This is a genomic window from Streptomyces sp. NPDC001351 (assembly GCF_042896045.1).
Classification (GTDB): Bacteria; Actinomycetota; Actinomycetes; order Streptomycetales; family Streptomycetaceae; genus Streptomyces.
In genome coordinates this window covers 206,613-227,692 of record NZ_JBIAWS010000003.1, presented here as the reverse complement: position 1 = coordinate 227,692, position 21,080 = coordinate 206,613, and the positions used below count along the sequence as shown (strand labels likewise).

Sequence of the window (21,080 nt, the reverse complement as noted above, 5' to 3'; positions counted from 1 at the left end):
CTCAGGGCCGCGGCAGCAGCAGCCGCAGGTCGTCTCCCCAGGAGTCGAGGACCTCACCGTGCCCGGCGGCCCGCGCGGCCGGTGCGAGGTCGCCGAACAAGGCCCGCTGGGTGCGCGGATCGCCGTCGGCCAGGATGCGGCGCAGCACCGGCAGCAGCCGCCCGGCGCTCCACCGGTCGTCGCCGAGGGGCTGCCGCTCGAGCTCCCACTGCAGGTACTTGTTGTACGGCCGTACCCGCCGGTGCAGGGCGAAGAGCACCTCCAGCGCGTACGGCACGCTCTCGGCGGCGTCCAGGTGCCCCATAGCGCCGCGGCCGTCGCGGTAGCTCTTCAGGGAGCGGTAGGTCTGGTTGACGTAGGCGTCCAGGTAGCCGGCCGTGGCGGTGCGCGCCTCGTCCGGGTCCAGGGTCCGCTTGCGGTCGAGGACGGCGGCGATCTCGCCGTCCAGCCGGTCGAGGAGCACCCGGGCGTGCACGTACGCGTACCGGCTGAAGGCCGCCGGGTCGCCGGGCAGTCCGCGCCGGCGGAACTCGGCGAGCGTGAGGACCACCAGGTCCAGATGGGCCGAGCGGAAGCGGTCGAGTTCCCTGAGCGGCGAGGCGTCGCCATCGTGCAGCACGACGTGCAGGTCGTGGTCGGAGCGGACGGTCGGCATCCCGTCGTGCACCTGGGAGCCGCTGAGGACCAGTCCGGCGACTGCGGGGTCGGCGGCGGCCCGGGCGACGAAGGCCGCCAAGGTGGCCGCGGGGGTGTCGCCGGGGGCAGGAGGAAGCGCAGGCATGTCGGTGATCTCTCCGAGCGGAAACAGTGGACGGCCGACGGCCGACGGCCGCGGACACGAAGACGGACCGGTTCGCTTCTGCGGCGTCCGGGACGCCGCGCGGGAGATCACTGCACGGACCCGACGGTAGCCGCAATGCCCGTAAGGAGGAAAGCGAATTCGGCCGCACGGCCGTGCCCTACCCCGCCCGTCCAAGACACGCCAGGCGGCTTGGGCCGGGCGTGTGTTTTCCTGCCGCCGCTGCGGTGTCGTGGGGGACCGTCGGTGCCGGTTCGGGCGACTGATGAGTCATGAAGAAGGATCAGTTGCTCACGAGGCGCCGGGCGTTGATCGCGGGTGCCGCCGCTCTGGGCGCGGTCGGCGCCGCCGGGGTGCTCGCGTCGGGCGGGGACGACGAGACGGTTCGGCCCGTCGCTCCCGCGCCCGGCCCCGATCCCGCCCCGCAGGAGAGCCATGCGCTAGAGCCGTCCGACTACCGCCTGCAGCCGCTGACCGGATACCAGCAGGTGCGCCGGGCACCCCGCAGGACCCGGGTACGGCACCAGCCGTTCGTGCGTGTGTACGGACGCGGTCGCACCATGGTGCTGACCTTCGACGACGGGCCCGACCCCCGCTACACCCCGCACATCCTGGACACCCTGGCCGAGTACGACGTCCGCGCCATGTTCTTCGTGTGCGGCGAGATGGCCGTCGACAACCAGGACCTGCTGGCCCGGATGGCCGACGACGGTCACATCGTCGGCAACCACACCTGGACCCACCCGCTGCTGACCCAGCTGACGCGGTCCGAGATCCGCTCCGAGATGAAACGCACCAGCGACGTCATCGAGGACGCCTACGGCGAGCGGCCCCTGTGGTTCCGCGCACCCTACGGCGCCTGGAACCGCGCGACCTTCCAACTCGGCGCCGAAATGGGCATGGAGCCCCTGGCCTGGACGGTCGACACCCTCGACTGGTCCACCCCCGGCACCCGCACCATCGTCGACCGGGTCGAGGACGGCGCAGCCCCCGGCGTCGTGGTGCTCTCGCACGACGCCGGGGGCGACCGCTCCCAGAGCGTCCGGGCGCTGCGCCGCTATCTGCCGCACCTGCTGGAATCCGGCTACCACATCACTGTGCCGAGACGGCGGCACGCATAGCGGGATTCCGCCCGCCCGGCCGGGGCACGCTCAGCGGACCTCGACCAGGCGGGCGAAGACGACGACGTTCCCGTCGTAACCGTGCTTCTTGGAGAAACCGCCGCCGCAGGTGATGACCCGCAATTCAGGGCCGCCCTTGGAGGCGTAGACGCGGTCGCCCGGGAAGTTGTTCTTCTCGAAGACCTCGATGCCGTAGATCTCGAACACCGCCGTCTTTCCGTCCTTGCGGGCGATCTCGACTCGATTTCCCTTCTTCAGTGCCCCGAGGTTGTAGAACACCGCGGGGCCCTGTTTGTTGTCGACGTGGCCGACCACCACGGCGGTGCCCTTCTCGCCGGGGGTGACGGCGCCGGTGAACCAGCCGGCCAGGTTCGGATCCTCGGGGGGCGGGGCGCCGACCCAGCCGTCCGTGGCCAGGCCGACCGGCAGCACCGGTGCGTCGACCCGGATCGTGGGGATCCTGACCCGGTCGGGCGGGGAGGCCGGCAGCGGCTGGACGGCGCCGGCGGCGACGGCGGCGGGGGCGTGGGTGTCCGCCGCCGCCGCGGTGGCGGGCTGCGGCGGACCCACGTCGAACTCCCCCGAACCGTTCCGAATGAGGGCGATGCCGGTCAGCAGCACAAGCGCTATGACACCCCAGGGGGCGCGCTTCTTCCGTCGCTCCTCCTCTTCGGCCAGTTCCGCCAGTTCGGACGCAGACATTCGTTTCCCCTCTCGACGAGGCAGTCGCCGCGTCAATCGCGCATGACGCAAAGCTAAATGGCCTGTGCGAAACCGGCGACGGGGCGGATGCGAACGGGTGGCACGCCCGAGTGTGGTGCGCCATCCGAGTTGCCGCGGACAGGAATTTTCTGACGGTCCGTGACCTGCGGATATATGTGATTATCTGCTTATTGCTCGGCGTGTCCTCTCACCAGGACGGACCATCCCCGAAATGCGGGCGCGGGCAGCGCATCTGACTGTCTTTCTGGGAGGCGCTTTCTCGCCGACATTGCCGGGGACGGGACCCGGGGCGCCTTCCGCGGAGGATCACATGAGTAGTCATCGTGCCCTGGCGGTCTCGGCCGCCGCGGTCGCCGTTCTCGGCCTCGCCGCACCGGCGGCCGTCGCCCGGGACGGCATGAACTTCAACCCGAGCAACATCGTCGCACTGCCCAGTGTCATCGCCCGCGGCGGGCAGTTGACCATCACGGTCGACGGCTGCCCGGGCGGAGCCACTGCCACCTCGGACGCGTTTCCGAGCACGCAACTGATGACGGTCGCAGGCAGCAACACGGCGAGGGGCACCGCGACGGTGAACCGGGACGCGAGAAACGGTACGCACCCCATCACCGTCACCTGTGGCGGAAAGTCCCTGACCAACCCCGCGGCTTTCACCGTCATCGGCGGTGTCCAGGGCGGCCTCGGCGGCGGCAGCTCCACCGGGGCGACGCCGACCGACGTGGCCATCGGCGGCGGGCTCGTGGCCGCGGCCGTCCTCGCCGGCGGAGCCTTCTGGCTGCGCCGGAGGTCCGAGAAGCGGATCTGACGCTTCCCCCTTCGGAGAGCAGGCCGCACATCGGCTTCGCGACGCGGATCGCACGTCAAGTCCGCCGAGAAGACCGCACGTTGAAGGGCCTTCGCCCCGATTCCCCCAAAGGAGCCGGGGCGATGGCCCTTTGTCAGGCACCTTTCTCGCCGCTGCGGCGGCGCGAGAGGTGGTACGCCGCGCCGACCGAGCCCGTGATGAGGGCGAGACCCATGCCGATCTCCCTGAGGTCGAACCCGGCGATGCTGCCGCCCACACCGGCGTGCACACCCCGGTGGGGATGGTCCGGGACCGGGACGGGGTCGACCGGCACGGGTCTCGGGTGGTGCGGGCGGCCGCCCACGATGGTCAGATCCGTGGATCCGCTCGCGCCGTCGCAGGAGAACCTCACCTGATACACCGCACCCGGCTTGGCGTCCCGGTCCACCACCGCCGTCGCCCAGGACCGTCCCACCGGAATGACGACCGCGTCGAACACCACCGAGGTGACCCTCACTGGGCCCCTGCAGTCGCCGTCCCGGTTCACATGCAGCTTGACCTCGCTGCCTGCCGCGACGGTGGACGGCAGCACACTGAAGCCGAACGGCGTGATGTTGTGCCCGTCGTCCCGTGCGAGGGCGGCGGGTGCGGAGAGGGCGAGGGCGCTGATGCCCAGCAGAGCGGCCGAAGCAATGCGTATCGCGCGCATGGTGGTTCCTCCGGTCCCCGAGGAGCAGTTGCGGACCCGTTCCGCTGTGGGGCTTGAATGCACCTCGATAACCGAAACGCTAGGAACGGGTGTCCGATCCCGCGATCGCTGTAGGGCGAATGGGGCAAACGTATGGGCCACCCAGGGGACGGCAGCGGCGTGGCGCGCTGTCCCCTGGGCGGCCCGTCGTGTGGGGGGCCTGCCCGTCAGCCCCTGAGATGCGGGAAGAGGTTGAGGAAGGGTGCCGCCGACGCCGTGATCCCCCGGGTGTAGGGCGCGTCGAAGTCCCAGATGAGGAAGAGCAGGAACGCGATCAGGGCGGAGAACAGTCCTGCCAGGATCAGTTCGCGCGTGGTGCGCCGGATCTGCAGCGCGAAGACCATGCCGATGGTGATCACGGCTCCGGCGAGCAGCCCGAACCACACCACGCCCGGCATGGTCGCCCCCATGGAGTCGGCCCGGGCGCTGCGCGCCTGGTCCGCCGCGGTGACCTGGTCGAGCAGCGGCTGGTAGGCCTGGGCCTCGAAGTCGGACTTCGGCTGGTAGTCGGTGACGTCCTGGCGGATGCGCGCGAAGAGTTCGTCGCCGCGCGGGGTGACATGCCCGTCCTTGTCCATCACCTTCCACTCGGTGTTCACGACGTGTCCGACATAGGCGTTGACATCGTCCCGAATACGGTCGCGGATCTCGGTCGGGTAGACCCGCACCCGCTCCGAGATCTCGTGCAGCGCGACCGCCTCCGACTGCACATGGTCCTGGGCGGCGCTGCGCCCCTCCCACACCCCGGCGATGGCCAGGCCCAGGACGATGGCGTACACCACGCCGATCCACATCGTCATGTACTCGATGACGTCCGGGGTCTCGCTGGGGTCCTCGTCCGCGGGCGCGGCCCGGTGCCGTACGAAGGTGACGATGATCACCACGGCACAGGCGGCCAGCATCGCGAGGGTGAGAACAAGCCATTCCGACAAGAGATTCCTCCAGGAATCAGCGCGGCCGCAGCGCGGCGACGGCGATCAGGGCCGGGACCGTGATGAGCAGAACGAAGGTGACGGGTGACGGACCGCCCTGCGGCGACCGTTTGGGTGCCGGCGCCCGGTAGTGCGGATAGGTCACCGGTGCCAGGGCCGGACGGGGGGCGGGCTTGGCCGACCGCCCCGGGGGGCCGGGGGCCGGGGGTGGCGCGGCCGGGGGAGTGATACGCGGCAGCGGTGCTGCGGGCTTCGGAGCAGGCGGGGAAGGCAACGGCGGTGCCGGCTTCGGCGTCGGCTTGGGTGCAGGGGCGGGTGGAGGAGGCGGCGGCTTCGGTGCGGGCGGCGCGGGCTTGGGTGGCGGAGGCGGCGGAGGCGGAGGTGGCGGAGGCGGCGGCGGAGGCGTCGGCGTCGGCGTGGGTACAGGGCAGACGGGCGGAGTCGGCCAGGCGAGGTCTCCGGCAACCGCCACGGCCTGAATGCCGTCCGGCCCGACGGAGGCATACGCACAGGCATCGGCCGATGCCACACCCGCCGGCGTCCCCACCAGGATCCAGGTCAACGCAACAAGACAGCTCAGACGCGCCCCGTAGGGGCGCGGGGAACGGCGCGAACAGCCACGATGGTGCTGCAGACGATCAACGACCGATCGAGCCCCGTCCCCCGGAGCGTCACGCACCAACGCCCGTGCAGTGAAGGCATTTTGAGTCGGTTCGGGTCCATACACGCCGAAGATCATGAGGTCTGGTGCGCCGGGGCGTGCCGTATCGCGCCTCAATTGGCTCGATCGGGGGACGCGCCCCGCACGACGGTTTGATCGCCGCGCCCCCGGCGCACAAAGAGGCGCACACACGTGCGAAGCCACCGCACCGGTGCCCCAGGTCCAAAAAAGAAATTTGTGAGGCGGTTGAACACAACCGCGGGTCCCATTCGTACCCATGCTCGTGCGGCGACGCAGCAGGGCGCTGCAACACCTTTGCGATATTGGGGAGTTGACGATGAAGACCTCCTGGCGGAGCGCCTCACTCGTGGCAAGCGCCGCGGCCGTACTGGCGCTGACGACGGCGTGCGGTCAGGAAAGCGGCACGTCGTCGGTGGGCAGCCAGAACGTGGGCGCCACCGCCCCGGCGGGCGGTTACGGCAGCGTCGGCGCGGCAGGTACCGGTGCGAGCGCCAGTCCCAGCAATGGCTACGGCGCCGACGGCCAGAACTCCGGAGCCCAGTCCTCGGCCGCGGGCAAGCTCGCCGTCGCCCAGAACGCCGAGCTCGGCAAGGTGCTGACGGACGGCAACGGCATGACCCTGTACCGCTTCGACGAGGACACCGCCGAGCCGCCCAAGTCCAACTGCGACGGCGACTGCGCCAAGGCCTGGCCGCCGGTCGCCGCGAACGACGCCGCGGCCGGCGCCGGCATCGACAAGGCGCTGCTCGGCGAGGTCACCCGGGCCGACGGCACCAAGCAGCTGACCATCGGCGGCTGGCCGGCGTACCGCTATGCGAAGGACACCAAGGCCGGGGACATCACTGGTCAGGGTGTGGGGGGCAAGTGGTTCGCGCTGGCCCCCGACGGCAAGAAGGCCACCCTGGCGAGCCTGCCCGGCCTGTCCGTGCGCAAGGATCCCAAGCTCGGTGACATCGTCGTCGACAAGAACGGCATGACGGTCTACCGCTTCCTGAAGGACGTGGCCTGGCCGAAGCCGATCTCCAACTGCACCGGTTCCTGCCTGGAGAAGTGGCCGGCGGTCGGGATCGTCTCGAAGGACGACACCAAGGGCATCGAGAAGAAGGGCCTGATGGGCTTCACCCGGCCTGACGGCGTCAAGCAGATGACCGTCGACTGCTGGCCGGCGTACACCTTCTCCGGCGACACCAAGCCCGGGGACATCAACGGTCAGGGCGTGGGCGGCACCTGGTACGCCATGGCGCCCGACGGAAAGCCGGTCGGCGCGCCGAAGAAGTAGCCATCACCTCCCCAGGGTTGATTGCACCGGACAGCGCGCTCGGCCCCCGTCCGCCCCCTCCGCACCGCACGGAGGGGGCGGACCCTTTGGCGTTTTGCCGCTTTTCTGTGGGCGAATGCGGCAAGTGCCGCAGGCAGTGACCGGGAACGGACGGTCAATTTCCGTTTGGGCTCGCCCCGTTGGCAGGCGATCAGTAGCCTCAGCTCGAACACCGGATCGCCTACGCCTTGGAGAGATAGATGGAGCGTCCCGCCTGGGCCCCCCGGAGCATCGACATCTCGGTGCCCAGTGTCTCGCGGATCTACGACTACTACCTGGGCGGTTCGCACAACTTCGAGGTCGACCGGGAGGCGGCCCGCAAGGCGATGCAGTTCATGCCGGGACTCCCGAAGATCATGCAGGCGAACCGGGCGTTCATGCGGCGCGCGGTGCGCTACGCGGTCGGCGAGGGCATCGACCAGTTCCTGGACATCGGCTCCGGCATCCCCACCTTCGGCAACGTCCACGAGGTGGCGCAGGCGGCCGACCCCGGCGCGCGCGTGGTCTACGTCGACCACGACCCGGTGGCCGTCGCGCACAGCCAGGCGGTCCTCGCGGGCAACGACGGCACGGGAGTCGTCGCCGCCGACCTCCGCAAGCCCCAGGAGATCCTCGCGAGCCCCGAAGTGGAGCGCCTGATCGACCAGAACCGGCCAGTGGCGCTGCTTCTCGTTGCCATACTGCACTTCGTGGAAGACGCGGACGACCCTTATGAGGCGGTGGCTCAGTTGCGCGACGCGCTCGCGCCGGGCAGCCTGCTCGTCCTCACGCACGCCTCGTACGAGGGCATCCCGCTGCCGGCTGAGCGGGCCGAGGGCGCGGTGGACGTGTACAAGGACATCCGCAACCCGCTGATCATGCGCTCGCGCGACGAGATCGCGCGGTTCTTCGAGGGGTACGACATGGTGGAACCGGGACTGGTGGCGCCGCCGCTGTGGCGGCCGCAGGAGGCGCCGGAGGACGAGGATCCGTATGCCTTCTCCGGGTTCGCCGGCGTGGGGCGTACGGCGTGACCGCGGAGCCGGACGGGCAGCCGGACAGACTGCGCAGGTTCGCGACGATCTGGAGCCGGGCGGTGTTCCCGGTGACCTCGACGTCGCTGACCAGGCCGGAGTTCGAGGAGCAACTCCTGCCGCTGGCCCGTCGGTTGAGCGAGGCGCTGCACACCCGCACCCTCGACGCGGACACGGGCCGCGAGGTCGGTGCCGCCCTGGTCGCCGCGCACTGCACCGACCCTGACGCGCTGACCCGCACCCTGGACTGCGTGGACGCCTATCTGGTGCTCTACTGCGGTGAGGACGGCGACCAGGAGGAACTGCGGGCGCGCTCCTCGCGGTTGCAGCACGCCATGGCCGCCGGGTTCGCCGGTGCGCTGCGCGAGCGGACGCTGGCCGAGCAGGAGGCCATCTCCGCGGCCGCCCTCCAGGCGCAGGGCGTCGTCGCGCAGGCCCTGCACGACACCGAGGCCCGCTTCCGCGCGGTCTTCGAGGGCGCGGCCATAGGAATCGGCATCGCCGACCTGGAGGGCCACATCCTCCAGGTCAACGGCGCGCTGCTGCGCATGTTCGGCATCACGGACGCGATGGCCTACGGCCGCAGGGTTCAGGAGTGGACCCACCCCGAGGACGCGCCGCAGACCTGGAAGCTCTACGACGAGCTCGTCCGCGGCGAGCGCGAGCACTACCACGTCGAAAAGGCGTTCTATCGCCCTGACGGAACGGTCCTGTGGACCAACCTGACGGTCTCCCTGCTGCGCGACGCGGACGGCAACCCGCAGTACCAGCTCGCCCTCATGGAGGACACCACCGAGCGGCGGCTGCTCAACCTGCGGCTGCGCTACGAGGCCACGCACGACGCGCTCACCGGCCTGCCCAACCGCACCTTCTTCTTCGAACGCCTGGAGAAGGCGCTGGGCGCCGGCCGGGGCCAGCGCTACGGCCTGTGCTACCTCGACCTGGACGGCTTCAAGACCATCAACGACAGCCTCGGTCACGCGGCCGGCGACCGGCTGCTCGTCGAGGTCGCCGACCGGCTGCAGGGGTGTGCGACCGCGCCCGGCGAGATGGTCGCCCGGCTCGGCGGCGACGAGTTCGTGGCGCTGACCACCGGCACCGACACCGAGCGCGAGGTCGACGAGCTCGCCGCCCGCATCATGAACGCCCTCATCGCCCCGATCAGCATCGACGGCCGGGAGCTGACCGTGCGCGGCAGCATCGGCATCGTCGAGGGCCCGGCGGGCGAGCGCAGCCCGGCGGAGGTGCTGCGCAGCGCCGACATCACCATGTACCGGGCCAAGTCGGCGGGCGGCAACCGCTTCGAGCTCGCCGACGAGGAGGCCGACGCCCGCGCCATCACCCGGCACGGCCTGACCACCGCGCTGCCGGCGGCCCTGGACCGGGGCGAGTTCTTCATCGAGTACCAGCCGCTGGTCCACCTCGGCGACGGCAGTGTGCGCGGCGCCGAGGCCCTGGTGCGCTGGCTGCACCCGCAGCACGGCATCCTCGGCCCGGACCGCTTCATCCCGCTCGCCGAACACACCGGCCTGATCGTGCCGCTCGGCCGCTGGGTCCTGGAACAGTCCGTCCGTCAGGCCCGCGAATGGCGAGAACGTTACGACGATGCGGGCCCCCTGCGCATCAACGTCAACCTCTCGCCGTGCCAGCTCACCCACCCCGGCCTGGTCCAGGACACCGTCGACATCCTGGAACGCACGGGCGTCGACCCGGACGCGCTCTGCCTGGAGGTCACCGAGTCGGCGTTGATCGGCGCCGACGACGACCTGCTCAAGCCGCTGCGCCGGCTCGCCGAGATGGGCGTCGACATCGCCCTCGACGACTTCGGCACCGGCTACTCGAACCTGGCGAACCTGCGCCGCCTCCCGGTCAGCATCCTCAAGCTGGACCGCTCCTTCACCCAGAGCATGCAGCAGTTCCCGGCGGACCCCGTGGATCTCAAGATCGTCGAGGGGATCGTCTCCCTGGCCCACAGCCTCGACCTGGCGGTCACGGTCGAGGGCGTGGAAACGGGCGCGCAGGCCGAGCAGCTCCGGATACTGGGCTGCGACACCGCCCAGGGCTGGTACTACGCCCGCCCGGGCCCACCGGACCGGCTGCACGAGCTGGCGCTGGTGGACGCGACGGGCTGAGTCCCGCCCCGGTCCTAGGGCAGCGGCAGCGAGCGCAGGGAACCGTGGGTACGGGCCATGACGACGACGTGGCCCGTGTCCCCGCCCGGCGCGAGGACCACGGGGTGTTCGCCGCCTCTGGTCTGCAAGTACGCGGCGGACATGCGGGGTGCGGCGGTTCCGGTCCCGTGCGGACCGGCGTGCAGATCGATCGTGATCACGCGGCCCCGCGTGGTGCGGTCGTTGACGGGGGTGAAAGTCACGAACCGGCCGCCGGCCACGGTGGCGTCCGCCTCGGTGGCGTACGTGCTCCACAGTTTGCGGCCGTTCTCGAGGTCGTACGCGTTCCAGTCGCCCGCGCTCGTGTCCTCGGCGCCGGCCTCGTACAGCACCAGGACCCCGTCGTCGGAGATCACCCCCCGTACGGGGTTGTCGGCCGTGTTCCTCGGGGTCGGCAACGGCCTCAGCGTCGCCGGGTCCAGGCGCCGCATGGGCGGGAAGGTGTCCCCGGCGTAGAACGGGCTGCCGGTGCAGACCAGGTAGTGGCCGCCGGTGACCAGGTGCGGGCACTCGACGCCCGTGGGGCCGGCCGCCACGGTGTCGCCGGTGCGGGCGTCGCGGGCGGTGACCCGGGTGCCGTCGGCCGTGTAGACGCGGCCCCGGAAGGCGGCCAGGGGTTCGCCCGTGCTCCAGGCGACGGTCCGGTGCCAGAGGGGCGTGCCGTCGGCCGCGCGAACGGCGTCGAGGACGGGGCTGTGGGTGAGGGGATCCGATGCCTCGAGAGCGTAGACGACTCCCTCCGCGGCCCCGAGAGCCAAGTAGGTCCGGCCGGTGGGCAGTTGCTGGGTCCACGCCTGCGCACCCGTCCGCAGGTCCGCCGCGCGGAGCACCCCCGCGACCCCCGTCACGGCCCGTTCGTCGGCCGCGTCGACGACCAGTCCGGCGCTCTTGCCGTGGCCGCCCGCGGGCACGGTCCAGGTGATACGGCCGTCGGCCCGCGAACGCCCCACGAATCCGCCGGAGTCGGTAGCGCACACCACCTGGTGCGCCGTCGTGCCGCAACTGCCGTGGGCCTCCTGGCTGGAGAGGGTCGCCGCCCATGCGCGCCACGGGCCCGAGACGGACCTCGAGGTCGTCTCCACCGTCGGCCCCGAGCCGCCGGACGGCGACGAGACCGCCGGGCTCCTCGGTCCCCCTGACGCGGTGGTCCCCGCGCACCCCACCAGCACCAGCAGTGCCGCGCCGACCGCAACGATCCGCCGCTTCATCCCCGCCCACCCCCGTGTGAGAGAACCCCATGGTACGACCGCTCATTGCTTCAGCAGCATCCGCTGCACCTCCCGTGCCGCCCGCACGGTGCCCTGGTGGGTCGCGCTCGTCCTGACGGCCGGCCGTGCGGTCCGCGCAACCCGGTTGCGGACGCGCCGGGTTCGGGCGCGAGGCGGGCAGCGGCCCGTTCAGTGCGTCAGCACCTCCGCGATGCGCCCCCTCACCGCTCCAGCAGCATCCGCTGCAACTCCCGAGCCGCCCGCGGCGGAGCCACATCGCTGCGGTGGGCCAGGGCGATCGTGCGGTGGAGGCCGGGGCGGGCCAGGGGGGTGACCCGTAGGCCCCGGCCGGAGCGTGTCGCGACCATGCGGGGGACGACGGCCACGCCGAGCCCCGCCCGGACGAAACCCAGCACCGCGTCCATCTCCCCGCCCTCCACCGCGAAGTCCGGCTCGAAGCCTTCGGCGCGGCAGGCGGCCACGGTCAGTTCGCGCAGGTCGTAGCCGTGCCGGAACATGACAAGGGGTTCGCTCTCCAGGTCGGCGATGCGGACCGTGCGCCGGCCCGGGCCGGCGGGCGCGGGCGACTCGGGGGACGACACCACCACCAGGTCCTCGCGCAGCAGCTCCACTGTCGTCAGCGCCGGGGACGGCGTCGGCAGCGGCAGCACGACCAGGGCGAGGTCGAGGGCGCCGCGGGCGAGTTCCCGTACGAGATCGTGGGAGCCGCCTTCCTCGATCAGCAGCCGGATGCCGGGATAGCGGTCGTGGAAGGTGCGCAGGACGTCGGGCAGCAGGCCCGTGCACAGGCTCGGGGTCGCGCCCAGCCGGACCCGGCCGCTGCGCAGCTGCACCAGTTCCTGCACCTCGTGCCGGGCCGTGTCCGCGTCGGCCAGGATGCGGCGGGCCAGCGGCAGCAGCGCCTCGCCCGCGTCGGTGAGCGTGATGTTGCCGCGCGCCCGCAGGAACAGATCGGCCCCGAGCTCCCGCTCCAGCGCCTTGATCTGCTGGGACAGGGACGGCTGCGCGACATGGACGAGGTCCGCGGCCCGGGTGAAGTGCCGCGTCTCCGCGACCGCCACGAAGTACTGGAGCTGCTGGAACTGCATCCTCGTACGATAGCTGCTTCCTATGGAATCAAGCCGGACCATGTCTTGGACCGATCGGGACCTTCGGCTCTAGCGTCTTGAGCCATGGCTCTGGCAACGCGGACGGACCGACGGCCGTCGATGGCGCGCACGGTGTGGGACAGCTCCGTCGGCAAGAAGACGGTGATGGCCGTCAGCGGCATGATCATGCTGCTGTACCTGGTCGCCCATGTGATCGGCAACCTGAAGATCTTCTTCGGAGCCGGCGAGTTCAACCACTACGCGCACTGGCTGCGCACCGTGGGCGAGCCGTTCATGCACTACGAGTGGACCCTGTGGCTGATCCGCGTCGTGCTGATCGTCGCGGTCGTCGCACACGCCGTCTCCGCGTACCAGCTCAGCCGCCGCGACATCAAGGCACGGCCCAGCAAGTACGTCCACAAGAAGGCCAAGGCCAGCTACGCGACGCGCACGATGCGGTGGGGCGGGATCATCCTCGGCCTGTTCATCGTGTGGCACATCCTCGACCTGACCACCGGCACCGTGCACCCGGGCGGCTTCCAGGAGGGCCACCCGTACCAGAACGTCGTGGACACCTTCTCCACCTGGTACGGCAACGTCATCTACATCGTCGCGATGCTCGCCCTGGGCCTGCACATCCGGCACGGCTTCTGGAGCGCCGCCCAGACCCTGGGCGTCGGCAGCCGCAGCCGCGACCGCGCCCTCAAGACCGTGGCCAACGTCCTCGCACTGCTGCTCACGGCCGGATTCATCGCCGTACCCGTGGGCGTCATGACCGGAGTGGTGAGCTGAACATGACCGACTTCGCGAACTACAAAACCGGCGAGCCCATCGTCGACGGCAAGGCTCCCGCAGGCCCCGTCCACGAGCGCTGGGACAAGCGCCGCTTCGAGGCCAAGCTGGTCAACCCGGCCAACCGGCGCAAGCACACGGTGATCGTGGTGGGCACCGGCCTGGCGGGCGGCTCCGCAGGCGCCACGCTCGCCGAACAGGGCTACCACGTCGTCCAGTTCTGCTACCAGGACTCCCCGCGCCGCGCCCACTCCATCGCCGCGCAGGGCGGCATCAACGCCGCCAAGAACTACCGCAACGACGGCGATTCCGTCCACCGGCTGTTCTACGACACCGTGAAGGGCGGCGACTTCCGCGCCCGGGAGTCGAACGTGCACCGGCTCGCGCAGATCTCGGTGGAGATCATCGACCAGTGCGTGGCACAGGGCGTGCCCTTCGCCCGGGAGTACGGCGGCCTGCTCGACACCCGCTCCTTCGGCGGCGTACAGGTCTCGCGGACCTTCTACGCCCGCGGACAGACGGGCCAGCAGCTGCTGCTCGGCGCCTACCAGGCCCTGAGCAGGCAGATCGCCGCCGGCAACATCGAGATGCATCCGCGTACCGAGATGCTCGACCTGATCGTCGTCGACGGCAAGGCGCGCGGCATCGTGGCGCGCGACCTCATCACCGGCCGTATCGACACCTACTTCGCGGACGCCGTCGTCCTGGCGAGCGGCGGCTACGGCAACGTCTTCTACCTGTCGACGAACGCCATGAACTCCAACGCCACCGCCATCTGGCGGGCCCACCGGCGCGGCGCCTACTTCGCCAACCCCTGTTTCACCCAGATCCACCCCACCTGCATCCCGCGCACCGGCGACCACCAGTCGAAGCTCACCCTGATGAGCGAGTCGCTGCGCAACGACGGCCGGATCTGGGTGCCCAGGGCCAAGGGCGACGACCGACCGCCGAACGAGATCCCCGAGGAAGAGCGCGACTACTACCTGGAGCGCATCTACCCGTCCTTCGGCAACCTGGTGCCGCGCGACATCGCCTCCCGAGCCGCCAAGAACGTCTGCGACGAGGGCAGGGGAGTGGGCCCCGGCGGGCAGGGCGTCTACCTTGACTTCGCCGACGCCATCAAGCGGATGGGGCGGGGGGCGGTCGAGGAGAAGTACGGCAACCTCTTCGACATGTACGCGCGGATCACCGCCGAGGACCCGTACACCGTCCCGATGCGGATCTACCCCGCCGTCCACTACACGATGGGCGGACTGTGGGTCGACTACGACCTGCAGACCACCGTCCCGGGCCTGTTCGCGATCGGCGAGGCCAACTTCTCCGACCACGGCGCCAACCGCCTGGGCGCCTCCGCGCTCATGCAGGGCCTCGCCGACGGCTACTTCGTGCTGCCGGCGACCATCAACGACTACCTCGCCCGCAACCCGCACCACGAGCCGGTCACCGTCCAGCACCCCGTCGTCCAGGAGGTGTTGGCCGAGACCCAGGACCGCCTCAACCTCCTGCTGTCCGTGGACGGCGACCGCACCCCCGACTCCTTCCACCGCGAAGTCGGCGAACTCATGTGGGAGTTCTGCGGCATGGCCCGTACGGACGCCGGACTGCGCAAGGCGCTGGAGCGCATCCCGCAGATCCGTGAGGAGTTCTGGCGGCGCATCAAGGTGCCCGGCACCGGCGAGGAGTTCAACCAGTCGCTGGAGAAGGCCAACCGCATCGTGGACTACCTCGAGCTCGCCGAGCTGATGTGCCTGGACGCACTGCACCGGGCGGAGTCCTGCGGCGGCCACTTCCGCGAGGAGTCCCAGACGCCGGACGGTGAAGCCGCCCGCCGGGACGACGAGTTCGCGTACGCGGCCGCCTGGGAGTTCGCCGGCACAGGCGAGGCCCCGACCCTGCACAAGGAAGACCTGGTCTTCGAGTACGTCCACCCCACTCAGCGGAGCTACGCATGAAGCTCACCCTGCGCGTCTGGCGGCAGCAGAACGCCGACGCCGAAGGCGCCATGTCCACATACGAGGTGGACGGCATCTCGTCCGACATGTCGTTCCTGGAGATGCTCGACACCCTCAACGAGGAGCTCATCCTCAAGGGCGAGGACCCGGTCGCCTTCGACCACGACTGCCGTGAGGGCATCTGCGGCGCGTGCTCGCTCGTCATCAACGGCGACGCGCACGGGCCGGAGCGCACCACCACCTGCCAGCTGCACATGCGGTCCTTCCAGGACGGCGACACGATCGACATCGAGCCCTGGCGGGCCTCCGCCTTCCCGGTGATCAAGGACCTGGTGGTGGACCGCTCGGCGTTCGACCGGATCATCCAGTCCGGCGGCTACATCACCGCCCCGACCGGCTCCGCACCCGAGGCCCACGCCACCCCCGTACCCAAGCCGGACGCCGACTTCGCCTTCGAGCACGCCGAGTGCATCGGCTGCGGGGCGTGCGTGGCGGCCTGCCCGAACGGGGCGGCGATGCTCTTCACCTCCGCCAAGATCAACCATCTGAACGTGCTGCCGCAGGGCGCGCCCGAGCGCGAGACGCGGGTGCTGGACATGGTGGCGCAGATGGACGAGGAGGGCTTCGGCGGCTGCACGCTGACCGGGGAGTGCGCCACCGCCTGCCCGAAGGGCATTCCGCTGGTGTCCATCACGAGCATGAACAAGGAGTGGCTGCGGGCGACTCGAAAGGCCGCCAAGCGGTAGCGCCGTTGGGGAGTTGTTGTTTTCGGGCTGCGGGTTCGTCGTGGCTTGTCGCGCCCCGCGGCGGAGCCGCATGTCGATGCAGCCCCGCGCCCCTATCGGGGCGCTGTAGTGAACGTTCGCCGAAGATGTGCGGACGGGCGGGGTCGGGAGGGTGCTCCTCGGCCCCGTCTCGCTTGTGTGGGGCGAGCCGTTCAACAAGCCCACACCCGCTCTCTCTGCGCCTGTCACGCGAAGGTCAGCCGGCATCGGAAGAACAGGGGCGGCAGATCACGCGCCAACGGTCTGCTCCCGCTCCGCCGTCCCCGGCAGCCGACTTGGAGAGAGCCATGACCGGCGTCACCACTCTGGACCGTCCCCCGAAGCCCGCCGCACCCACCCGCTACACCGTGTCCCTCGCCCGCGACGAGGCCGACGTGCGTGCCGCGCAGCGGCTGCGGTACGAGGTCTTCGCCGGCGAGATGGGGGCCCTGCTGGCCACCCCGCAGCCCGGCCACGACATCGACGCCTTCGACGCGTACTGCGACCACCTGCTGGTACGCGAGGAGACGACCGGCCAGGTCGTCGGCACCTACCGGCTGCTGCCGCCGGAGCGTGCCTCGGTCGCCGGACGGCTGTACTCCGAGGGCGAGTTCGACCTGACGGCCCTCGACCCGATCCGTCCCGGACTGGTCGAGGTCGGCCGCTCCTGCGTGCACCCCGACCACCGCGACGGCGCCGTCATCAGCCTCATCTGGGCCGGCATCGCCCGCTACATGGTCGACCGCGGCCACGAATGGCTGGCCGGCTGCTGCTCCGTCCCGCTCGCCGACGGCGGCGCGCTCGCCTCCGCCACCTGGGAGAAGGTGCGGGGCAAGTACCTGGCTCCGGAGGAGCACCGGGTACGGCCGCTGCTGCCCTGGGTCCCGGCCGCCGCGACCCCGGCCGCCGCCTCCGCCGAACTGCCCGCCCTGCTGCGCGGCTACCTCCGCCTCGGTGCCTGGGTGTGCGGGCAGCCCGCGCACGACCCGGACTTCGGGGTCGCCGACCTGTATGTGCTGCTGTCGATGCGCCGGGTCAACCCGCGCTATCTGCGGCACTTCCTCTCCCTCGTGCCGGCCTGATGAGCGTCTGGCAGCCCAGCGCGCCCTGCACCCCGGGGGCGTGCATAGAGGCGACGGGGTCCGCCACGGCCGTACCGCGCGCCGTGCTGCGGATGGCGGCAGTCGTGGCCCTGGTGCTCGCCGGGGTCGTGCTGTCGCCGCTCGGCGGGAGGATCCCCGCCGAGCTGGTGAAGCGGTGGTGCCGGTGGATCGTGCGGGCCGCAGGGGTCCAGGTCCGTATCACCGGCACCGCCGCGCCCACCGGTGGCCTGCTCCTGGTCGCCAACCACATCTCCTGGCTGGACATCCCGCTGCTCGCCGCCGTCCGCCCGGCCCGCATGCTCGCCAAGTCCGACATCAGGGACTGGCCCGTGGCCGGCCCCCTGGCGGCCCGCGGCGGCGCCCTGTTCATCGACCGCAACCGGCTGCGCGCCCTGCCGGAAACCGTCGCCCGCATCGCGGACGCCCTGCGCGACGGGCAGGCCGTCGGGGTCTTCCCCGAGGGCAGCACCTGGTGCGGACGCGCCCAGGGGACCTTCCGCCGCGCCGTCTTCCAGGCCGCCCTCGACGCGGACGTTCCCGTACAGCCGGTACGCCTGCACTACCGGCTCGCCGGGGGTACGGCCAGCACGGCGCCCGCCTTCATCGGCGACGACTCGCTCGTGGCCTCGGTCTGGCGGGTGGTGTCGGCGCGGGGCCTGGTGGCCGAGGTCGACGTACGGGACGCCATCGCCCCCGGCAGCCATCCGGACCGCCGCTCACTGGCCCGCGCGGCCCAGCCGCGGGCGACGGCTCAGGCGGACTGGATCCACACGGCGTTGGTCGCCTAGCAGCGGTGCACGGGCGCGTTCACTGCTGTACCGCGAGCCGGGGGCAGTGGCGCCGCATCGCGTCCAGGACCGCCTCGGGCGGCACCGGAAGGGTGTTCGTGGCCATGACGGCCGGACCGAAGCCAAGTCGTGCGTTCATGGACGCGGTGCTGCGGACGAGCTTGGATGCCCGGGCCAGATAGGCGTCCGGGTCGTGCAGGACCAGCTCGACGAACAGCTGCGAGGTGTTGCGTACCCGCTGCTCGCGTATCCGCACGGCGGCTATCTCGTCCCAGCCGAACCGGCCGAGCCGCACATGGTCCACACCCGCGTCGTCCAGCACCAGCTCCGGGCGGTTGCGGAGCAGGCGCTGGAGGATGAGTACCGAGCACAACCCGAAGAAGGGCACGGCCAGTACCCCCGCCACCGTCATCTTCAGGGTGCTGTGGGCGACGAGGAAAACAATGCCCAGAGCGACGAAGACGAGAGAGCCGGCCAGCATGGCCCACCCGCGCCCCTTGGCGAGTGGGTAGACCGTCGGGGGCAGCGGAACGCTGTTTCTGATCACGAGCTCAGACGATAGGACCACCGCCCTCGCCTGCGGAAGCCTCGAAGAGACGCGCTCCTGCCGCCCGGCCCCTCCCGCAGCGCCCGGATCACGAGCCCGCCCCGGTGATCTCGGTGACGAGGTCCGGGGTGGCGATGCCGGCCGACTGCTCGAAGTACTCCGCGGCCGCCTCCCGCGCGGCCGTGGGATCCGTGCCCGGCCACAGATGGGTGAGCAGGAGCCGGGCGGCGCCCGCCTGGCGGGCGTACTGACCGGCCAGTCGTGCGGTCAGCAGATAGGGCGCATCGGCGGCTTGTCGAGGGCCAGCACCGTGTCGAGTGCTCCGTGCGGGGCGTACACCGGCAGGGGCGGCGGAGGGTCGTCGCTCAGCCCGCGGGCCCGGAGCAGGGGGTTGAGGTCGGCGCAGTGGTCGGGGTGCCCGTGGCTGACCAGCACGGCGTCGACCGCGTCGACGGTGTGGTGGTGCAGCAGGCGGGGCAAGGTGGCGTAGCCGGGATCGACCAGCAGGCGGAACCCGTCGTACTCGACGAGATAGCCGCTGCACGGCTGCACCGCAGTGAGCCACGCGTCGCAGCCGCCGAGAACCGTCAGTCGCATGTCACAAGGCCTTAACCAATGGCAGGACATGTGCCCCCGGGGGCCGGAAACTCGGAAGACGGGCTGCACCGCCCCCTGTTAGCGTGCCTTCCATGAAGGTCAGGACCTGTTGTCCCCACACCGCAGCCGCGCGAGCGACCAGCTCCCCGGCTGCCGACGCCTGACCTCTCCACCTTTCCCCGGCGGCCGGAAACGGACCGCCGGGATGTGGTGCCACCCCTCCGCGCAGCCCCGCAGGGCTCAGCAGGCTGCTCCCGCGGTCCCTTCCGGTCCCCACGACCCGAAGGAACACGCCATGAGCACCACCATGAACACCGAGCAGACCGTCCGTACCTTCACCGACTTCTACCGCGAACGCGGCCACCACCTCATCACCGGAAGCTCCCTCCTGCCGCCGCCCTCGGACCCGGTGCTGTTCACCACCTCCGGCATGCACCCCCTCACGCCCTACCTCCTGGGCCGTCCCCATCCCCAGGGACGGCGCCTGACCAACGTCCAGCGCTGCCTGCGCACCACCGACCTCGACGAGGTCGGCGACCCCACCCACCTGACGGTCTTCGAGATGCTCGGCTCGTGGTCGCTCGGCGACTACGGCCACTCACAGAGCCTGCGCTGGGGGTACGAGCTGCTGCGCGACGGATTCGGCATTCCGCGGGAGCGGCTGCACGTCACGGTCTTCGGCGGCGACGACCAGGTCGGCCCCGACACCGAATCACTGTGCACCTGGAGGGAGTTGGGACTGCCCGTGGAGCTCACCGAGGACGAGAACTGGTGGTCCAACGGCCCCGTCGGCCCCTGCGGCCCGGACTCGGAGATCTTCGTCTGGACCGGCGAAGTCGGCACTCCGCCCCAGGGCACCCCCACCACCGACCCCCGCTGGGTGGAGATCTGGAACCACGTCAACATGCGCTACCGACGCAAGGAGGACGGCACCCTCGAACCCCTGCCCCAGCCCGGCATCGACACGGGGATGGGCCTGGAACGCCTGACGACCGTCCTGCAAGGACGCCGTTCGGTCTACGACACGGACCTGTTCGAACCGTGGATGCGGCTGCTCCCGCCGCTGTGGGACCTGGACGAGCCCTCGACCCGTCTCGTCTGCGACCACCTGCGCTCGAGCATCGTCGTACTCGGCGACGGAGTACGCCCGTCCAACACCGGCCGCGGCTATGTACTGCGCCGCCTCGTCCGCCGCCTCCTGACCACACTGCGCCGCGACGAGCCCTCGCGCACCCTGACGGACCTGCCCCTGGAACTCGTGGACCACACCCTGAACCACTTCCACCAGCCCTGCGGGACCGACACCGTCCGCACACTGCTCCTGGACGAGGAGCACCGCTTCACCAAGCTCCTCGAACGCGGCCAACGCATCCTCTCCCGCCCGCAGTTCAAGGTTCCGCTGAGCGAGGAGGACTACCACTACCTCCACGACACCCACGGCCTGCCGCGCGATCTGGTGGCCGGCCTGCTCACCGAGGACTGACGTCAGTCACCCGCGCGGGCGCTCTCGACCGTCCGGTACGAGTTCAGCTGCCGCAATGGCCCGCTGCAGGGCCTGGCGGGCTTGTGCCAGCTCGTTCGCGCGCCGGTCGAGGCGGGCGAGCTGGGTGTGAAGCTTGTCCAGTACGCCCGGGCACGGACGCAGCGAGCCGTCGGCGAGAGCGCACGGCAGGACCTGCCGGATGAGGTTGGTGGACAGCCCGGCCGCCAGCAGGGCGCGGATCTGCCTGACCGTCTGCTCGGCGGTGTCGTCGTAATCGCGGTATCCGTTGGCCTGACGGCTTGGGGTGAGAAGGCCGACGCGTTCGTAGTACCGGAGCAGGCGCTCACTGGTCTCGGTTCTCCTGGCCAACTGCCCAATCAGCATCGTCTCTCCACGGAGCTTGACCTTGCCACGGTGTCAGCCTTCAACCATGGGGTCGGCGGCGG

Annotated in this window: 21 protein-coding genes; 11 read left to right on the top strand and 10 right to left on the bottom strand. The window is 70.8% G+C overall.

Annotated elements, in window-relative coordinates:
* Position 1: 1 nt before the first annotated feature.
* Entirely contained in the window at positions 2-781 is a 780-nt protein-coding gene (locus ACFY1U_RS11380; RefSeq protein ID WP_390693873.1) for a hypothetical protein, read from the bottom strand.
* A gap of 290 nt (positions 782-1,071) precedes the next feature.
* Between ACFY1U_RS11380 and ACFY1U_RS11375 the strand changes: the two genes are divergently transcribed.
* Positions 1,072-1,920, top strand: a complete 849-nt coding sequence (locus ACFY1U_RS11375; RefSeq protein WP_390693872.1) for a polysaccharide deacetylase family protein — start codon at positions 1,072-1,074, stop codon at positions 1,918-1,920.
* A gap of 30 nt (positions 1,921-1,950) precedes the next feature.
* Here the strand turns inward: ACFY1U_RS11375 and ACFY1U_RS11370 are convergent, their stop codons facing one another.
* Entirely contained in the window at positions 1,951-2,622 is a 672-nt protein-coding gene (locus ACFY1U_RS11370) for a class F sortase (protein WP_390693871.1), read from the bottom strand.
* Between the two features lie 331 nt (positions 2,623-2,953).
* On the opposite strand from ACFY1U_RS11370, the gene ACFY1U_RS11365 reads away from it, so the two are divergent.
* Positions 2,954-3,448, top strand: coding sequence for a hypothetical protein (locus tag ACFY1U_RS11365; protein WP_390693870.1), 495 nt, complete (start codon positions 2,954-2,956; stop codon positions 3,446-3,448).
* Between the two features lie 133 nt (positions 3,449-3,581).
* Here the strand turns inward: ACFY1U_RS11365 and ACFY1U_RS11360 are convergent, their stop codons facing one another.
* The 3 genes from ACFY1U_RS11360 to ACFY1U_RS11350 all read right to left on the bottom strand — a co-directional run bounded on the left by ACFY1U_RS11360 (position 3,582) and on the right by ACFY1U_RS11350 (position 5,252).
* The gene (locus ACFY1U_RS11360; RefSeq protein ID WP_390693869.1) at positions 3,582-4,136 is read right to left on the bottom strand and encodes a hypothetical protein; all 555 of its coding nucleotides are present in this window, start codon (positions 4,134-4,136) and stop codon (positions 3,582-3,584) included.
* Positions 4,137-4,342: 206 nt separating this feature from the next.
* The gene (locus tag ACFY1U_RS11355; RefSeq protein WP_390693867.1) at positions 4,343-5,107 is read right to left on the bottom strand and encodes a DUF4239 domain-containing protein; all 765 of its coding nucleotides are present in this window, start codon (positions 5,105-5,107) and stop codon (positions 4,343-4,345) included.
* A 16-nt stretch (positions 5,108-5,123) separates the two neighbouring features.
* Positions 5,124-5,252 carry a hypothetical protein gene (locus ACFY1U_RS11350; protein WP_390693866.1) on the bottom strand — a complete coding sequence of 43 codons (129 nt, stop codon included), beginning with the start codon at positions 5,250-5,252 and terminating at the stop codon, positions 5,124-5,126.
* A gap of 853 nt (positions 5,253-6,105) precedes the next feature.
* Here ACFY1U_RS11350 and ACFY1U_RS11345 point away from each other — a divergent pair.
* The 3 genes from ACFY1U_RS11345 (at position 6,106) to ACFY1U_RS11335 (ending at position 10,252) form a co-directional block, all read left to right on the top strand.
* Positions 6,106-7,068: an SCO0930 family lipoprotein gene (locus ACFY1U_RS11345; protein ID WP_390693865.1), complete on the top strand. Its 963-nt coding sequence runs from the start codon at positions 6,106-6,108 to the stop codon at positions 7,066-7,068.
* A gap of 239 nt (positions 7,069-7,307) precedes the next feature.
* Positions 7,308-8,120, top strand: coding sequence for an SAM-dependent methyltransferase (locus ACFY1U_RS11340; protein ID WP_390693864.1), 813 nt, complete (start codon positions 7,308-7,310; stop codon positions 8,118-8,120).
* The gene (locus ACFY1U_RS11335; RefSeq protein WP_390693863.1) at positions 8,117-10,252 is read left to right on the top strand and encodes a putative bifunctional diguanylate cyclase/phosphodiesterase; all 2,136 of its coding nucleotides are present in this window, start codon (positions 8,117-8,119) and stop codon (positions 10,250-10,252) included. The genes ACFY1U_RS11340 and ACFY1U_RS11335 overlap by 4 nt, the downstream gene beginning before the upstream one ends.
* Before the next feature lie 14 nt (positions 10,253-10,266).
* Here the strand turns inward: ACFY1U_RS11335 and ACFY1U_RS11330 are convergent, their stop codons facing one another.
* Both ACFY1U_RS11330 and ACFY1U_RS11325 read right to left on the bottom strand, forming a co-directional pair.
* Positions 10,267-11,499: a PQQ-binding-like beta-propeller repeat protein gene (locus ACFY1U_RS11330; protein ID WP_390693862.1), complete on the bottom strand. Its 1,233-nt coding sequence runs from the start codon at positions 11,497-11,499 to the stop codon at positions 10,267-10,269.
* 221 nt (positions 11,500-11,720) lie between these two features.
* Positions 11,721-12,608: a LysR family transcriptional regulator gene (locus ACFY1U_RS11325; RefSeq protein ID WP_390693861.1), complete on the bottom strand. Its 888-nt coding sequence runs from the start codon at positions 12,606-12,608 to the stop codon at positions 11,721-11,723.
* A 120-nt stretch (positions 12,609-12,728) separates the two neighbouring features.
* Between ACFY1U_RS11325 and ACFY1U_RS11320 the strand changes: the two genes are divergently transcribed.
* From ACFY1U_RS11320 to ACFY1U_RS11300, 5 genes are all read left to right on the top strand, one after another.
* Complete coding sequence (locus tag ACFY1U_RS11320) at positions 12,729-13,400, top strand: succinate dehydrogenase (protein WP_390694509.1); 672 nt, start codon at positions 12,729-12,731, stop codon at positions 13,398-13,400.
* 2 nt (positions 13,401-13,402) lie between these two features.
* The gene (locus ACFY1U_RS11315; RefSeq protein ID WP_390693860.1) at positions 13,403-15,352 is read left to right on the top strand and encodes a fumarate reductase/succinate dehydrogenase flavoprotein subunit; all 1,950 of its coding nucleotides are present in this window, start codon (positions 13,403-13,405) and stop codon (positions 15,350-15,352) included.
* Entirely contained in the window at positions 15,349-16,098 is a 750-nt protein-coding gene (locus ACFY1U_RS11310; RefSeq protein ID WP_099933059.1) for a succinate dehydrogenase/fumarate reductase iron-sulfur subunit, read from the top strand. The genes ACFY1U_RS11315 and ACFY1U_RS11310 overlap by 4 nt, the downstream gene beginning before the upstream one ends.
* Before the next feature lie 326 nt (positions 16,099-16,424).
* Positions 16,425-17,198 carry a GNAT family N-acetyltransferase gene (locus ACFY1U_RS11305; RefSeq protein ID WP_390693859.1) on the top strand — a complete coding sequence of 258 codons (774 nt, stop codon included), beginning with the start codon at positions 16,425-16,427 and terminating at the stop codon, positions 17,196-17,198.
* Positions 17,198-18,007, top strand: coding sequence for a lysophospholipid acyltransferase family protein (locus tag ACFY1U_RS11300; protein WP_390693858.1), 810 nt, complete (start codon positions 17,198-17,200; stop codon positions 18,005-18,007). Before ACFY1U_RS11305 ends, ACFY1U_RS11300 begins: the two co-directional genes overlap by 1 nt.
* A gap of 19 nt (positions 18,008-18,026) precedes the next feature.
* Here the strand turns inward: ACFY1U_RS11300 and ACFY1U_RS11295 are convergent, their stop codons facing one another.
* Both ACFY1U_RS11295 and ACFY1U_RS11290 read right to left on the bottom strand, forming a co-directional pair.
* The gene (locus tag ACFY1U_RS11295) at positions 18,027-18,554 is read right to left on the bottom strand and encodes an STM3941 family protein (RefSeq protein WP_390693857.1); all 528 of its coding nucleotides are present in this window, start codon (positions 18,552-18,554) and stop codon (positions 18,027-18,029) included.
* A 267-nt stretch (positions 18,555-18,821) separates the two neighbouring features.
* Positions 18,822-19,151 (bottom strand): MBL fold metallo-hydrolase, encoded by a 330-nt coding sequence (locus tag ACFY1U_RS11290; RefSeq protein WP_390693856.1) that lies wholly within the window; start codon positions 19,149-19,151, stop codon positions 18,822-18,824.
* 307 nt (positions 19,152-19,458) lie between these two features.
* Between ACFY1U_RS11290 and ACFY1U_RS11285 the strand changes: the two genes are divergently transcribed.
* Positions 19,459-20,634: an alanine--tRNA ligase-related protein gene (locus tag ACFY1U_RS11285; RefSeq protein ID WP_390694508.1), complete on the top strand. Its 1,176-nt coding sequence runs from the start codon at positions 19,459-19,461 to the stop codon at positions 20,632-20,634.
* A gap of 6 nt (positions 20,635-20,640) precedes the next feature.
* Here the strand turns inward: ACFY1U_RS11285 and ACFY1U_RS11280 are convergent, their stop codons facing one another.
* Complete coding sequence (locus ACFY1U_RS11280) at positions 20,641-21,018, bottom strand: MerR family transcriptional regulator (protein WP_390693855.1); 378 nt, start codon at positions 21,016-21,018, stop codon at positions 20,641-20,643.
* Positions 21,019-21,080: the final 62 nt, after the last annotated feature.